This window comes from Alteromonas sp. 5NS40-0096, assembly GCF_057544385.1.
Genome location: NZ_BAAJLQ010000001.1, coordinates 72,421 through 86,740 on the forward strand (window position 1 = coordinate 72,421; position 14,320 = coordinate 86,740).

Below are 14,320 nucleotides of genomic sequence, written 5' to 3' on the forward strand. Positions count from 1 at the left end.
CTGATTGTATGCCGCGCTGTCGCGGCATACAGGGCCTGTTCTAAAGCGCAAGCCAAGAAACAGGCTTTATCAGGTGTGAAGAACAAATTACTCGCCAGCGGTCTCTCTTGCTGCGTTTTGTACTTCATCACTAATCATCGCGATAAGTACTGCTTGATTGACGGTAATCGCACTCTCCTGTAAGTTGTCGCCCGCTTGAAGACGGATCTCCGTTGCTAGCTCAGTGCTGTAAAGTGCAATCTCTGCTTTGATGTTTTGTGCCGTTTCAAGGGCAATTTGTTCAGCGTTAAAGGTTGTATTGGCTTGTGCTGCGTTGGCAACAAATAAAGTGGCAAGAATTGCCGTAATAGTAGTTAGTTTTTTCATATTCACACCTAATTTAAATAACGTTAGTAATGTTTATTATTTGTTAAAATGTTTAACAAATAATCTGCATTAACCCTATGTAATTAAAGGGGTATTTCTTAATGCGGGTAAATAGTAGCCAAAAATTTGACGTTACAACAGCGAGTAAAATTAGGTTGAATGCATTAGAAAAACTAATTAATCTATCATCAAAGCGTCACAGAGTATTGACAACCCTATGAGCAGACGGTTACCCCCACTAAATGCGCTCAAAGCCTTTGAGGCTGCGGCCCGGCACTTAAGTTTCACCCGTGCGGCGGATGAACTGTTCGTTACCCAAGCTGCGGTGAGTCACCAAATTAAAGCGTTAGAAGAATTCTTATCCATGAAGCTTTTCATTCGACGCAACCGCACTTTGTTGTTAACGGAAGAGGGTCAAGCGTATTTTCTTGACCTAAAAGATATTTTTAAAAGCTTGCAAGAAGCGACCGAAAAATTGCTGGCTAGAGGAAGCAAAGGTGCTATCACCGTTGCCATGCCACCAAGTTTCGCCAGCCAATGGTTGGTACCGAGAATAAGCAAGTTTAGTATCGCTAATCCCGATATTGATGTGCGGATAAAGGCAGTTGATTTTGACGAAGGTTTTCTCGATGATGACGTCGACGTTGCCGTCTATTACGGAAAAGGTCGATGGTCAGGCGTACAGGCCGACAAGCTGCATACCGAATTTTTAACACCGTTGTGTTCTCCCAGTCTATTCAACGGACCAAAACCGCTGCACTCACTCGATGATCTGAAACATCATGTTCTGCTTCACGATATGAGTCGAGAGGCGTGGAAAAGCTGGTTGAAACAAATCGGAATCAAAGGCGTAAATGTAAACCAGGGGCCTGTATTCAGCCATTCCATGTTGGTCCTGCAAGCCGCTGCGCTCGGCCAGGGTATTGCGCTGGGCAATACTATTTTAGCGAAACCCGAGATAGATGCGGGTCGTTTGGTGATGCCCTTCGAGGAGAGAGTAGAATCCAGAGACGCGTTTTATTTGGTTTGCGATGAATCACAAGCGGATTTAGGTAAGATCGCGGCATTTCGGGAATGGATATTAGAACAAGTTATCGAGGAACAGGCGTATGTCTGAGTATGATTTGAACATTGACACCGCGCCAGAAGCAAAAGCCTGTTTAATTCTTGCCCACGGGGCAGGAGCGGGCATGGATTCAGAGTTTATGCAATGGCTATCCGCAGCACTGATTGCTCACAACGTTACTGTAGTGAGATTCAACTTCGACTATATGGCAAAAGCCTTAACTGAGGGCAAACGCCGGCCTCCAGAAAAAGCGGATAAGTTGCTGGATCGATTTCGACAAGTCATCGACGCAGTTGCAGAAGACCCTGTGCTCAAGTCGTTACCCTTGTTTGTTGGCGGAAAGTCGATGGGAGGGCGTATGTCTACATTACTCACAGCAAGCGAGGAGTGCCCTAATGTGCGTGGTGCTGTTGCGTATGGCTATCCATTTCATCCTGTCGGTAAGCCTGAAAAGCTGCGGGTCGAACATTTAGAAACTATGAAGCGGCCATTGCTAGTGATACAGGGTGAACGGGATACATTTGGTCATAAAGAAGAAGTGGCTGAGTACACATTGAGTGAATCGGTACAATGCGTATTTCTCGACGATGGTGACCATAGTTTCAAGCCCAGAAAGGCAAGTGGGTTGACTCAGTCTCAACACATTGCCAGTGCTGCAACACTCACTTCTACTTTTATTCAGGACCTGATATGAGAGCGATACTTATTTTTGCTGCCTTGAGTGGCGTCTTTGCCGTTGCTCTTGGAGCGTTCGGTGCCCATGGCCTCAAAGCCGTACTTTCTCAAACCATGTTAAAAACGTTTGAAACTGGCGTTCGCTATCAGTTTTTCCATACGCTTGCGATCTTAGCAATGCCTGCATTAATCAGTTACGCCGAAGAAAAGTGGCTCAAACGCGCCATGATAGCCTTTGCGGCTGGTATTATATTGTTTAGTGGCAGTTTGTATTTGTTGTCGACGTTATCGTGGACGTTTTTGGGGCCTGTGACGCCTCTTGGGGGCCTGTGTTTTATCCTTGGCTGGGGGCTAGTCACAACGGGACTGATTAAGGGAAACGCCAATGCATAGTTTGCTGGCATACTGCCGCCCAGGTTACGAAGCGGATACAGGAAATGAGCTGACCGACATTGCCACTAACCGTAACCGATATGGTTACCCCGCGCTGACGCCTGGTCAAGGTTACGTCGAGTTTCACTTTTACGCGGAAGGTGACGCAGATGCACTCGCTAAATCTGTGCCGGTGAGTGATACCATTTTCCCAAGACAGATTGTCGTGTGCAGCGCCAAGCGAGAGGCAATTGATAAAAACGACCGTATTTCGCCCATTTTGGAAGACGTAAGCGATTTATGTGAGAGCATCAAAGCGAAACTCGGCAATGTGGTAGTGGAATACGCCGACACTGAAGATGGTAAAGTGTTAGCTAAGTTTTGCCGAAAGTTTTCTGTGCCCTTGCGACAAGCTCTCAGAAACAAAGGGCTGTTATCGGCGAAAGAAAATACTGACAAACCTCAATTGCACGTATTCTTCACTGACTTTGATAGCTATTATTTGGGGTATTCATTACCTCAATGCCGCTCTGTACATGTCAATGGTATATGCCGCTTAAAGTTTCCGCCTGATGCACCAAGTCGCTCAACGTTAAAGTTGGAAGAAGCGATCCGAGAAATGGTGCACCAGACCTATCAAGACGATATGTTTCGCGAGGGAGCAAGAGCAGTTGATCTCGGTGCTTGCCCAGGGGGGTGGACTTATCAACTGGTGCAACGGCAGATGTTTGTCGAGGCCGTTGATAATGGTTTGATTGATGACAAGTTGATGGCAAGTGGCTTAGTGGAGCACTATGCAGAAGATGGATTTGTTTACAAACCTCAATTTGGCCGTGTAGAGTTGCTCGTGTGTGATATGATTGAACAACCAGACCGCGTTACCCAGTTAATGGGCGAGTGGCTGGTTAAAGGTCGTACCAATCATGTTATATATAACCTCAAGCTACCGATGAAGCGTAGATATGAGACTGTGACGGCCGCCCGGCAGCATCTTCTAGCGATGTTAGAAAAAGCCGGTATCAAAGTGAATATTCAAATTCGACATCTGTATCACGACCGTGATGAAGTTACGGCAGTTGTGCTGCAAAAGTTGTAAAATTTAAGCTTTTGTAAGGCTTTGAAAATATTAAGATTTTTAAATTAGTTGGCTGGTGGTGTAGATTCTTGTCATGACTTTCTGCACAAAAGGGTGTATCTGGCAAGAAAATCCTTTATAATCCGGCCGTTTTTTTACTCTGAACCAACGAAAGTGAACTAATGGCAGACTTATCACATTACAGAAACATTGGTATTTTCGCCCACGTAGACGCGGGGAAAACCACCACTACAGAACGTATTCTTAAACTTACCGGTAAAATCCATAAAACTGGTGAAGTTCACGAAGGTGAAGCGACAACAGACTTCATGGAGCAGGAAGCAGAGCGTGGTATTACTATCCAGTCTGCTGCGACTACCTGTTTCTGGAAAGACCATCGCATGAACATCATCGATACTCCTGGACACGTTGACTTCACTGTTGAAGTTTACCGTTCATTGAAAGTACTTGATGGTGGTGTTGGTGTTTTCTGTGGTTCTGGTGGTGTTGAGCCTCAGTCAGAAACTAACTGGCGTTACGCTAACGAATCAGAAGTATCTCGTCTGATCTTCGTAAACAAACTAGACCGTATGGGTGCAGACTTCTACCGCGTTGTAGAGCAAGTGAAAAAAGTACTTGGTGCTAACCCTCTAGTAATGACGCTGCCAATCGGTATCGAAGATGACTTCGTTGGTGTTGTAGACGTACTTTCTCAGAAAGCTTACGTGTGGGATGACTCTGGTCTTCCTGAAAACTACGAAGTACAAGACATTCCTGCAGACATGGTTGAAAAAGCGGCAGAGTACCGTGAGCAACTAATCGAATCTGCAGTTGAAATGGATGACGATTTGATGATGGCTTACATGGAAGGTGAAGAACCGACTGAAGCGCAAATCAAAGAGTGTATCCGTAAAGGTACTCGCGACCTAGCCTTCTTCCCAACTTACTGTGGTTCTGCATTCAAGAACAAAGGTGTTCAACTAGTACTTGACGCTGTTGTAGATTACCTACCAAGCCCTACAGAAGTTGACCCTCAGCCTCTTACTGATGAAGAGACTGGTGAGCCGACTGGTGAAGTGGCAACAGTATCTGTTGATGAGCCGTTCCGTGCGCTTGCGTTCAAGATCATGGACGACCGTTTCGGTGCACTAACCTTTATCCGTATTTACTCTGGTAAGTTGGAAAAAGGTATGACTATCCTTAACAGCGCAACAGGTAAAACTGAGCGTATCGGCCGTATGGTTGAAATGCACGCTGATGACCGTACTGAGCTAACGTCTGCGCAAGCCGGTGATATCATCGCTGTTGTTGGTATGAAGAACGTACAAACTGGTCACACGCTATGTGATCCAAACAACCCTTGTACACTTGAGCCAATGATCTTCCCTGAGCCAGTAATCTCAATTGCTGTTAAGCCTAAAGATAAAGGTGGTGTTGAGAAAATGGGTATCGCAATCGGTAAATTGGTTGCAGAAGATCCATCGTTCCAAGTTGAAACTGACGAAGATTCAGGTGAGACCATCCTTAAAGGTATGGGTGAACTTCACTTAGACATCAAAGTTGACATCCTTAAGCGTACTTACGGTGTTGAACTAGATGTGGGTCAGCCTCAGGTTGCATACCGTGAAACGATCACTATGCCGATCGAAGATACGTACACGCACAAGAAGCAGTCTGGTGGTTCTGGTCAGTTCGGTAAAATCGACTACCGCATCAAGCCTGGTGAGGTTAACTCTGGCTTCACATTCTCATCTACGGTTGTAGGTGGTAACGTACCTAAAGAATTCTTCCCTGCAATCGAGAAGGGTTTCAAAGGCATGATGGATACAGGCCCTCTAGCGGGTTACCCTGTACTAGACGTTGAAGTTGAACTATTCGACGGTGGTTTCCACGCAGTTGACTCATCTGCAGTCGCGTTCGAAATCGCAGCGAAAGGTGCATACCGTCAGTCTATGCCTAAAGCAGGTCCTCAACTTCTTGAGCCTGTGATGAAGGTTGACGTTTTCACTCCAGAAGACAACGTTGGTGACGTAATCGGTGACCTTAACCGTCGTCGTGGTATGATCAAAGACCAAGAAGCTGGTGCTACTGGTGTTCGTATCAAGGCTGACGTACCGCTTTCAGAAATGTTCGGTTACATCGGTCACTTGCGTACGATTACTTCTGGTCGTGGTCAGTTCTCTATGGAGTTCAGCCACTACTCTGCATGTCCTCAGAACGTTGCAGACAAAGTCATTGAAGAATCAAAAGCGCGTAACGCTAAGTAATCGCTTTTAGCTTTAAAAAAACCCGCCTTCTGGCGGGTTTTTTGTTTGTAAAGAATTTAAGTAACAAGACGTTACTGTTAAATTTGGATGAGCGTCAGGTCGTGGCTATTTATCTGGCTGTCGTAAAATGTGATAAGGAGAGGGCGTGCGTAAAAAATTTGCAATCATTGTTACCTTAGCAGTACTCACGTTTGCTTGTACTACGGGGCAGTTGTACTACACCGATGACACAGGGAAGCGGGTTCTGGCTTGCGACGTCGAGTTTGTGGGCTTACCCAGTGTAGACAAATATGCCGTGGAATATGCACTCAGTTTATGTGCCAATCAGGCTGCGGCAAAAGGTTTTGATATTGATGAATCGCAAACGTACTTGTTGAACTTGGATCTATCGATACCTGATGCACCATGTGGCTCGGCCTGGAACCACGATATTGCCCAGGCTAGTTACGATTCTGGTTTACTGTCGGCCAAGCAGTATGGATACATAGTCGCCCACATTGACTTAGGGTTGGCTAAACTCAATCAGTGTTAGCTGCTCAACTCAATGTATTTATCCAGTGCAGTCGCAGAGCGGGTCGCAATGCTTTTGTCGCTTGGCTAACTATCTCGTTCGCCCGTCTTAGAACGTTTTTCACATTTATTCAATTTGGGCGGGTACGGCTAAATACTTTTAGGATAGCGTTGTCGTCAAGGTAAGTATTTTTATCCCATTCATCACTTCATTACTCAACTTTTCAGTACGTAGGGTAAACGGCTGAGTGCCACACTTTATGAAACAAAGCCAAGTTAACCTTGGCTTGTGTTAATGATGGCTTGTAGCGCTTCGACATGTGATTGATACGCCGCTCTACCTTCGCTTGTTAGCGCTACCCAAGTTTTGGGTCTGCCGTTATGAGTGCGCTTTGTCATAGTGATATACCTGGCAACCTCCAGCGCTTTGAGTTGTTTTGACATAACGGAATCACTAACGTCTAGCCTTTCCTTTATCAAACGGAAATCCAATTCGGCACTGGTTGCCAACAATGCACAAATTTGGAGGCGGTTGGGGGCGTGAATAACGGTATCAAGTTCAGCCATTGTCTTGCTCTTTGTTGACAATTTCTCCGGTCGGGTAACGGCTTTGAATCCAAAAAAATAATGCTGCAGAAAGCAGTGCACACAGGTGAGGGGAGTAGGACCAATCAAACTCCGTGCGCAACAAACGCGAACCACTAGCCAAAAATGCAAATATAAACGCGACATAGACATTGAGTTTTTCGGATTCACTCGATTTTGGTAAAAAGCTTAACTTGATACCCTGAACACGGTAGATATACACGTACAGTATTGATGACAGTACAAAAGCAATGGCGCCACCCCAGATGGCCAGTGCCCACGTGTTGTCGTGTTCTGTCATCCCATATCCGAAAATGATGCTACCCAAGCTCGATGCAATAATGAGCCGAATCCAGACTGATGGCTTAGATTCTTGTATCAATGATTGTTGAGCATCTTGTATAGATTTAAGTGCATCCTGCGCTTGCGAACGTGTGGTGTCTTTCATCATTAATCCCTCTATTAGTTTCCACCTTGGAAAGTCAGTATAGATAATTACTTTCCATTTTGGCAAGTAATAACTTTCCAGTGTGGAAAGTTATTGATGAAAATCGTCTAAAAATAAAGGAATAAAGAATGTTGGGATTGACTGAGAGAATGACGTATCCAGTAACACTTTGAATAGGCATAGCTTTCAGCTCATGTGTTTCTCAACACTGTACCTGGGTGCAGTTTCATTGGCTTTTGCGTTTGCTAAAAGCCAATGCTTTTTTTAATCGACGGTGTTGCCGTTTAAACTCGTCACTGTTCTGCTTATCTTTCAATTCATACTCTATGGCCTGATAGCCAGACGTGATTTGTTCAAATACCAATGAAACACGTTCAGGTAATAGTGCTGAAACCACTTGATAGTAGGTGTAAGGCGCCATGTTCTCTCTTGCCACACCAGTATATTTGCCCACCATTTCAGCACTCTTTAGATAATATTTTAAATGTGGTGACGGGTTTTTGCGCTGCCACTGAGGAATGAAGTACAACATCAGTAAGCCACAGATCAGCCCAATAATAGACAAAAAGAATAAAGATAGTTTTGAGGGCGTGACATTGCCTAAAATGTCATTTAGCAAATCTTGTTGCCGGTCAGCGTTGAACCCTAATACCCATTTTGACCATAAATAATCCATCTCGGTAAAAAACTTCACGACAGATTTAAACATGTCGGTCTGGTTTAAACGAACCAGCGCGTCTTGAGTTCGTTGCTCGCCAAAAGACAAGCTTAGACCTTGAGCAATCCTATTGGGAGCAACGACGGACGTGGGGTCGAACCTTACCCAGCCTCGATCGCCAAGGTAGGCTTCTACCCATGCGTGCGCGTCATATTGGCGAATGGTGAGTACTTGCTCCTTGAGAGGCTCCCCACCTTGATAGCCAGTCACTAAACGGGCGGGAATACCCGCTAATCGCATTGCGTAAGCCATTGCGCTGGCATAGTGGGAGCAAAAACCCGCTTTCTTGTCGAATAGAAATGTGTCAATGACGTGGTTTGGCATTTCATCTGGTGACAACGTATAGGTAAAGCCATCTTCAGCAAAATAGCTCAGTAAGTGGGAAATAAACGCGTCAGCATCTGGCGATTGAGCGACTAACTGACGAACCCAAGCTTGGGTTCTAGGGTTACCGGATTGCGGTAATTGCAGGTTGATGCGCCTATCCAGCGTAATCAGGGTTTGATTGAGTGCAATCTCGGGGTATGAAATGACGGAATAGGCGCGTTTACTCATTATCGGTTGTAAAGCGTTGAGCTGATAATCTGCACTCTGCCAGATGGCTTCACTACTCGAATAACTCGCGGGAACAGCAATATCCATTGCGTATAGCCAGCGCTGACCGGTGGGCTCTGCAATAATGTCATAACGGTAGTTTTTTCCTGCCACTTGAGGCGAAAATTCATGCCCAAGAGCTTGATATTGCTGGTCCGTACGTTTTCGTTCTTGACTGGTTGTCCACGTTTCTCCATTAAATGACTCGAGGGTTATTGCACGCCAATATCGCTCGCCTCGACTCGGTACAGAACCGTCGAAAGTGACATTGAATACTAGTTCATCAGATTCAATTAAACTGGCAATATCACCAGGTGAAACTTGCTCAGATAGGCCAGTTGAACTCGACTTGGAAGAGGGCATTTTCCACAAAGGTGGCAATTGCGGCATTACAAGGAACAACAGTATCGCGATGGGTAACGCTTGAATCCCCATTGTGCCAAGACGCCTAAGTTGAGCCGTGACTCGGATTGATGGCGCAAAGGTACTGTGAAGCGTCACTATGAGAAAAAGTAACAGCGAGGAATAAAAGATCATAGCGGTAATGGATTGGGAAAAAATAAAGCCACAGCCAATTAGGAACAATCCCGCTGCGAATAATTGCAGCATATCTTTGGTGCGTGTCAACATCAGCAACTTGAGGGAACAGGACAGAACCAACAGGTTTACCATGCTATTGAGCAGGCCTAAGTCAATACTGAACCAAGCCAACGCGAGGGCGGAAAGTACCGCGAGCAAGTTCACGGTCCGAACTGAGGGGGCGTGGCGATACCAACCCAAGTACAAGGCAACTCTGACGATTAACCCACACACGCAAAGTAAGGTGACCCAAACGAGCAATGGCGTCCACAAACTGAGTGTGATGGCAATGAAAAACAGTGACATAAACAAACTCGCTGAATAGCCAGCAATAGGTAAACGTTTATTGGCCATGATGATGCTCACCTGGATACAGCGCTAGTGCTTGGAGGCATTGGTGCTTATGCAGTTCACCACTATTGGGAGCAATGCTCTCTTTACCCAACTGCAACCCGAATGTCGCTTTTTGGGCACTTAACTCCAGCACTTGAAAGGCGAGTTTCCCCATCTCAGTTTCGATATCGCGATAGTGCTCATTGAGCTTTAAGAACCCTGCTGAGGTGATCGGGCTATCAAATGATTTCGATACCCATTCTCCATTCTTTGCCATTTGTTTCCATGCAATGTGGTTGAGTGCATCACCAGGCTGATATTCTTTTAGCGAGGAAAAATCATCGTGACCCTGAACAACACTTTGACTGTTGCCGTCATCACTTTCAATGTCATGGAGTCGTTTTTTCGTAGGTATTGGGTTGGGATAAACGAGCTGACTTTGATTAAAGTCTAAATAAGTCCAACACCGGTATAGTCCCAATGGAAAATAGGAATAACACATAACCCTTGGCAATCGATACTTACCGCGTTGCGCAAAGTGAGTAGGCAAGGAGAGGTGTGCTGGATGTTGATCAAGGTCATAGCTATACACTTTATCGGATTGCCACCACTTCACGTTTAACAGGCCTGAAACTTGACCGTCTTTCTGCGGCAGTGCGACTTGTAGATAAAACTTCCCTTGATGCCCTGCAAAGACAGGTTGAACGTTTTGTGCAGTGACAATGAGCTTAGAAAAGTTCATGTAACTGGTAAACAGATTGAGTAGGAAAAGTGCGACCAAAAAATAGCACAACAGCAACATTAGGTTGTTTTGGTAATTGGTACCTAACACAAAAACGCTGGCACACATCACTAGATAGCCAAAGCCAAACTTACTCGGAAAAATAAAAATGCTATTGTGATTGAGTTGGTGTTTATGACTTGCGGGAATACGCTTGTCTAGCCAGCGCTGTGTTTTGTGATGCCATTGGTTCCTTATCGAATCAATCATTGCCATTCTCTAGGCTGCCAGAGGATCAATACTGTCCAAAATTTGTTGACTTAACGACGCCTCAGCGTTTGCTGTCAAATCTCGTTCAGGGTTAATTCTATGTTCGGCAACCGCGATAAAAATAGCCTGCACGTCCTCAGGCACAACATAGTCTCTATTGTGTAAAAATGCCCATGCTTTTGCCGCATGTAAAATGGCTTTACTGCCTCTGGGGCTGAGTGGGTTAGACACTTCCTGCAACTCACGACTGTGCGTGACTAGGCGCAATACATACTCTATTACGCTATCCGACGTAACTACATGGCTCACATCTTGTTGCATTTGTACTAGGGTGTCAGGTGAAAGCAGTGCCTCATTTAACGGCGTTGGCCGTTGACTAGACGACTTAAGCATCGCTTTTTCCGACTCCCAGTCTGGATAGCCTAAACTGATGCGCATGAGAAAGCGGTCGAGCTGGGATTCAGGTAGGGGATAGGTGCCCGATTGGTAGCTCGGGTTTTGTGTACCAATTACTAGAAATGGGCGGGGTAGTGAATACGTAGTCCCTTCAACACTCACCTGATGCTCTTCCATTGCTTCGAGTAACGCGCTTTGTGTTTTTGGGCTAGCCCGATTAATTTCATCGGCCAAAACGAGCTGATTGAAAATGGGCCCCTTACGAAAGCTAAAAGCTTGCTCTGAAGGACTGAAAATATTCACGCCCAGCATATCCGCTGGCAACAAGTCTGAAGTGAATTGAACTCGAGAAAACCCCAAGCCAAATCCTTGCGCTAAGGTTTGCGACAAGGTGGTTTTGCCCATGCCAGGTAAATCTTCGATTAGCAAATGGCCGTTGGCGAGAATACAGGTCATCGCGAGTTTAATTTGCTCTTGTTTGCCAATGATCAACCTATCAATGGACTTAACGAGGGAATGGAATTCATCTTTCATTAGTACTACCTGAAACTCGCTACCGAAAATGGTTAATGACAATGGTTAGGTACCGGACCTCACCGCATACAATATGGTTAACACAGACTTGCATATTTGAACTAGCAGAGTCGCTGAATTCACAAATAAATACGCTGACACCTCATTTAGCCGCCTGCAATGAAGTGTTGCAGAGATAACAAAAACATAGCGTGAAAACCGCACTTTAGCGAACAACGCAACGCTTCCTATTAGTCAATGGCATACATAGGTATGCCATTCGATAAAAACAAAGACCTCGCAGGCCACCGCTTTTGTTCACGTTTGTCGCCGATACACTAAGATTTTAAACAGATAAGACCGATTTTGTGCTGCGTTCAGACGAAAATATTGTCTATAATGGTTCATCCTAAAAAAGGAAGTAGTTATGAAAAGTATTGAAATTGATGATGATTTGTACACGTTTATTGCAAGTCAAACCAAGCACATCGGAGAGAGCGCTTCCGACATCTTGCGCAGACTGTTAATAGAAGAAGCTGAGTCGACCACCCCCTTAGTGACAGAACAAAAAACAACAACTCATGTTACTGAGCCTTCATCGACCGAAAGCGACACGGTGGAAGTTAAGCCTACCAGTGTTAAGAGTGAAAGTCCTGAAGAAACTGTCAAGGCAGAGTCTCCCGCGGTGAAAAGTAGTGACGATATTCTTGAGCGCATTACCGATCGCGCGTTATCCGAATACGCAAAACGCGTTGACCAGTTTTTGTATATTTTGAGTGTGGCCTATGAACTCAATACGCAACACTTTGGCAGTGTTGAATCTATCAAAGGCAAAAATCGCGTCTACTTTGCACAGTCAAAAGAAAAGTTATTGGAAACCGGTAGCAGTACTAATCCTAAACAAATACCCAACAGCGAATTTTGGGTGGTCACCAATAACAACACGGCGAAAAAAGTCACTATGTTGAAACAAGTTCTCGATACACTGGGTTACAGTGAGGACATTATCAACGCGATTGTCAAAAAGTTCTCTTAAGTGTTCGGGGCGTTTTGCCCCATTAAACCAACGGTACGCTCGTACTTGATCAACAAGATAGGAAAGGTAAGCAAATGGCATTACACCCTGAAGCCGGCCAACCAGCCGCGCCTGAGCAACTCATCAATGTTGCCCAACTCGTCAGCCAGTATTTTACGTTCAAACCAGATGTAAATAACCCAGCAGAACGCGTTGCATTTGGGACATCAGGCCATCGGGGAAGCGCTGAAAGCACCACCTTTACCGACACTCATATCGCAGCGATTTGCCAAGCTCTTGCTGAATACCGTCAACAACAAGGTATTACTGGACCCTTGTTCATTGGTAAAGATACCCATGCGTTGTCTGAGCCAGCGATGGTCACCGCTATCGAAGTGTTGTCTGCAAACAAGGTGAAGGTAGTCATCCAACGAGATGATAACGACAGTATGGGATACACTCCAACCCCTGTCATATCACGTACGATTATTCGCCACAACAGACAGCAAAGCGATGTTCAAGCTGATGGTATAGTCATTACGCCTTCTCACAACCCGCCGGTAGACGGTGGGTTCAAATACAACCCGCCTCACGGTGGTCCAGCTGACAGTGACGTCACTAAACAAATCGAAAGCCGAGCGAACGACATTATTGCTGCGGGCAATGTTGATGTGAATCGAATGGATATCAAGGCGGCGTATGCCTCTGAGTTTGTGAGTATCGATGATTTCATGCAGCCGTATATTGACGATTTGTCGCTAGTTGTTGATATGGAAGCCATTGCCAAAGCTGGTTTGTCCTTGGGGACCGATCCTTTGGGTGGTGCAGGTGTCGGTTATTGGAAGCGAATTGCTCAGCAGTATGGTTTGAATATCACTGTTGTTAATGAGTCTGTCGACCCGCAATTCGGCTTCATGCGAAGAGATAAAGACGGCAAGTTGCGAATGGATTGCTCATCTCCTTATGCAATGGCAGGCTTAATTGAGTTAAAAGACAGATTTGATATTGCTTGGGGCAACGACCCAGACTTCGATCGACATGGAATTGTGTGCAAGAGCGCTGGCTTGATGAATCCAAATCACTACCTAGCCGTTGCTATCCATTATTTGTATCAGAACCGTACCGATTGGCCCGCATCATTAAAAGTGGGCAAGACGTTGGTGTCTAGTAGCATGATCGACAGAGTCGTTGCAGATATGAATCGTACGATCGCTGAAATGCCAGTTGGATTTAAATGGTTTGTTGATGGCTTATCCAACGGGACAATCGGCTTTGCAGGCGAGGAGAGTGCAGGTGGCATTTTCTTAGAACGCACTGGTGCGACTTGGGCGACAGATAAAGATGGCTTTATTATGTGCCTGTTGGCAGCAGAGATTCTTGCGGTAACTGGTAAAGATCCAGGAGAACACTATTCGGCATTACAGGAAAAGTTCGGCACGCCTTTCTATCAGCGCGTCGACGTTGCCGCATCATTGGAAGAAAAGCAAAAATTGTCAGCGATGGATGCCAGCGTTGTTAGTAACGATCAGCTTGCGGGTGAGGCAATTGAGTCTGTACAAACTCATGCCCCGGGTAACAATGCCGCAATAGGTGGTGTGAAAGTATCGACTCAAAATGGATGGTTTGCTGCTCGTCCATCGGGTACTGAGCAAATCTATAAAATTTATGCTGAGAGCTTTAATGGTGAAAATCACTTACAAGAGCTTATCAAGGAAGCGGAAGGTTTAGTAGGTAAAATCATCAAATAAAACATCAGTTGTTAATTTATGATGTGCTTTATGTAAATTAAATGTTAAAAATAAGGGCTGAATTCGTAT

At 45.3% G+C, this 14,320-nt stretch carries 14 protein-coding genes; 8 read left to right on the forward strand and 6 right to left on the reverse strand.

Going from position 1 to position 14,320, the window contains the following annotated elements:
- Window positions 1-87: 87 nt before the first annotated feature.
- A complete protein-coding gene (locus tag AC27G9_RS00385) occupies window positions 88-366 on the reverse strand; it encodes a hypothetical protein (RefSeq protein WP_487069865.1) in 279 nt (92 codons plus the stop codon).
- Between the two features lie 217 nt (window positions 367-583).
- Between AC27G9_RS00385 and AC27G9_RS00390 the strand changes: the two genes are divergently transcribed.
- From AC27G9_RS00390 to AC27G9_RS00415, 6 genes are all read left to right on the forward strand, one after another.
- A complete protein-coding gene (locus AC27G9_RS00390) occupies window positions 584-1,483 on the forward strand; it encodes a transcriptional regulator GcvA (RefSeq protein WP_487069867.1) in 900 nt (299 codons plus the stop codon).
- Window positions 1,476-2,126: an alpha/beta family hydrolase gene (locus AC27G9_RS00395; RefSeq protein WP_487069869.1), complete on the forward strand. Its 651-nt coding sequence runs from the start codon at window positions 1,476-1,478 to the stop codon at window positions 2,124-2,126. The genes AC27G9_RS00390 and AC27G9_RS00395 overlap by 8 nt, the downstream gene beginning before the upstream one ends.
- Window positions 2,123-2,500: a DUF423 domain-containing protein gene (locus AC27G9_RS00400; protein ID WP_487069871.1), complete on the forward strand. Its 378-nt coding sequence runs from the start codon at window positions 2,123-2,125 to the stop codon at window positions 2,498-2,500. The genes AC27G9_RS00395 and AC27G9_RS00400 overlap by 4 nt, the downstream gene beginning before the upstream one ends.
- Window positions 2,493-3,575, forward strand: a complete 1,083-nt coding sequence (rlmM, locus tag AC27G9_RS00405; protein ID WP_487069873.1) for a 23S rRNA (cytidine(2498)-2'-O)-methyltransferase RlmM — start codon at window positions 2,493-2,495, stop codon at window positions 3,573-3,575. Before AC27G9_RS00400 ends, rlmM begins: the two co-directional genes overlap by 8 nt.
- Before the next feature lie 161 nt (window positions 3,576-3,736).
- Window positions 3,737-5,821 (forward strand): elongation factor G, encoded by a 2,085-nt coding sequence (fusA, locus tag AC27G9_RS00410; RefSeq protein ID WP_487069875.1) that lies wholly within the window; start codon window positions 3,737-3,739, stop codon window positions 5,819-5,821.
- Between the two features lie 145 nt (window positions 5,822-5,966).
- A complete protein-coding gene (locus AC27G9_RS00415) occupies window positions 5,967-6,353 on the forward strand; it encodes a hypothetical protein (protein ID WP_487069877.1) in 387 nt (128 codons plus the stop codon).
- 254 nt (window positions 6,354-6,607) lie between these two features.
- On the opposite strand, the gene AC27G9_RS00420 is transcribed toward AC27G9_RS00415, so the two are convergent.
- The 5 genes from AC27G9_RS00420 to AC27G9_RS00440 all read right to left on the reverse strand — a co-directional run bounded on the left by AC27G9_RS00420 (window position 6,608) and on the right by AC27G9_RS00440 (window position 11,509).
- The gene (locus AC27G9_RS00420; RefSeq protein ID WP_487069879.1) at window positions 6,608-6,898 is read right to left on the reverse strand and encodes a transcriptional regulator; all 291 of its coding nucleotides are present in this window, start codon (window positions 6,896-6,898) and stop codon (window positions 6,608-6,610) included.
- Window positions 6,891-7,367: a hypothetical protein gene (locus tag AC27G9_RS00425; RefSeq protein WP_487069881.1), complete on the reverse strand. Its 477-nt coding sequence runs from the start codon at window positions 7,365-7,367 to the stop codon at window positions 6,891-6,893. Before AC27G9_RS00425 ends, AC27G9_RS00420 begins: the two co-directional genes overlap by 8 nt.
- 223 nt (window positions 7,368-7,590) lie before the next feature.
- Window positions 7,591-9,609 carry a transglutaminase TgpA family protein gene (locus AC27G9_RS00430; protein ID WP_487069883.1) on the reverse strand — a complete coding sequence of 673 codons (2,019 nt, stop codon included), beginning with the start codon at window positions 9,607-9,609 and terminating at the stop codon, window positions 7,591-7,593.
- On the reverse strand, window positions 9,599-10,579 hold the full coding sequence (locus AC27G9_RS00435; protein WP_487069885.1) for a DUF58 domain-containing protein: 981 nt from the start codon (window positions 10,577-10,579) through the stop codon (window positions 9,599-9,601). Before AC27G9_RS00435 ends, AC27G9_RS00430 begins: the two co-directional genes overlap by 11 nt.
- Before the next feature lie 9 nt (window positions 10,580-10,588).
- Window positions 10,589-11,509: an AAA family ATPase gene (locus AC27G9_RS00440; protein ID WP_487069887.1), complete on the reverse strand. Its 921-nt coding sequence runs from the start codon at window positions 11,507-11,509 to the stop codon at window positions 10,589-10,591.
- Between the two features lie 406 nt (window positions 11,510-11,915).
- Here AC27G9_RS00440 and seqA point away from each other — a divergent pair, with 406 nt between their 5' ends.
- Together seqA and pgm are read left to right on the forward strand one after the other, a co-directional pair.
- Complete coding sequence (gene seqA / locus AC27G9_RS00445; protein WP_487069889.1) at window positions 11,916-12,524, forward strand: replication initiation negative regulator SeqA; 609 nt, start codon at window positions 11,916-11,918, stop codon at window positions 12,522-12,524.
- A 74-nt stretch (window positions 12,525-12,598) separates the two neighbouring features.
- Window positions 12,599-14,251: a phosphoglucomutase (alpha-D-glucose-1,6-bisphosphate-dependent) gene (pgm, locus tag AC27G9_RS00450; protein ID WP_487069891.1), complete on the forward strand. Its 1,653-nt coding sequence runs from the start codon at window positions 12,599-12,601 to the stop codon at window positions 14,249-14,251.
- Window positions 14,252-14,320: the final 69 nt, after the last annotated feature.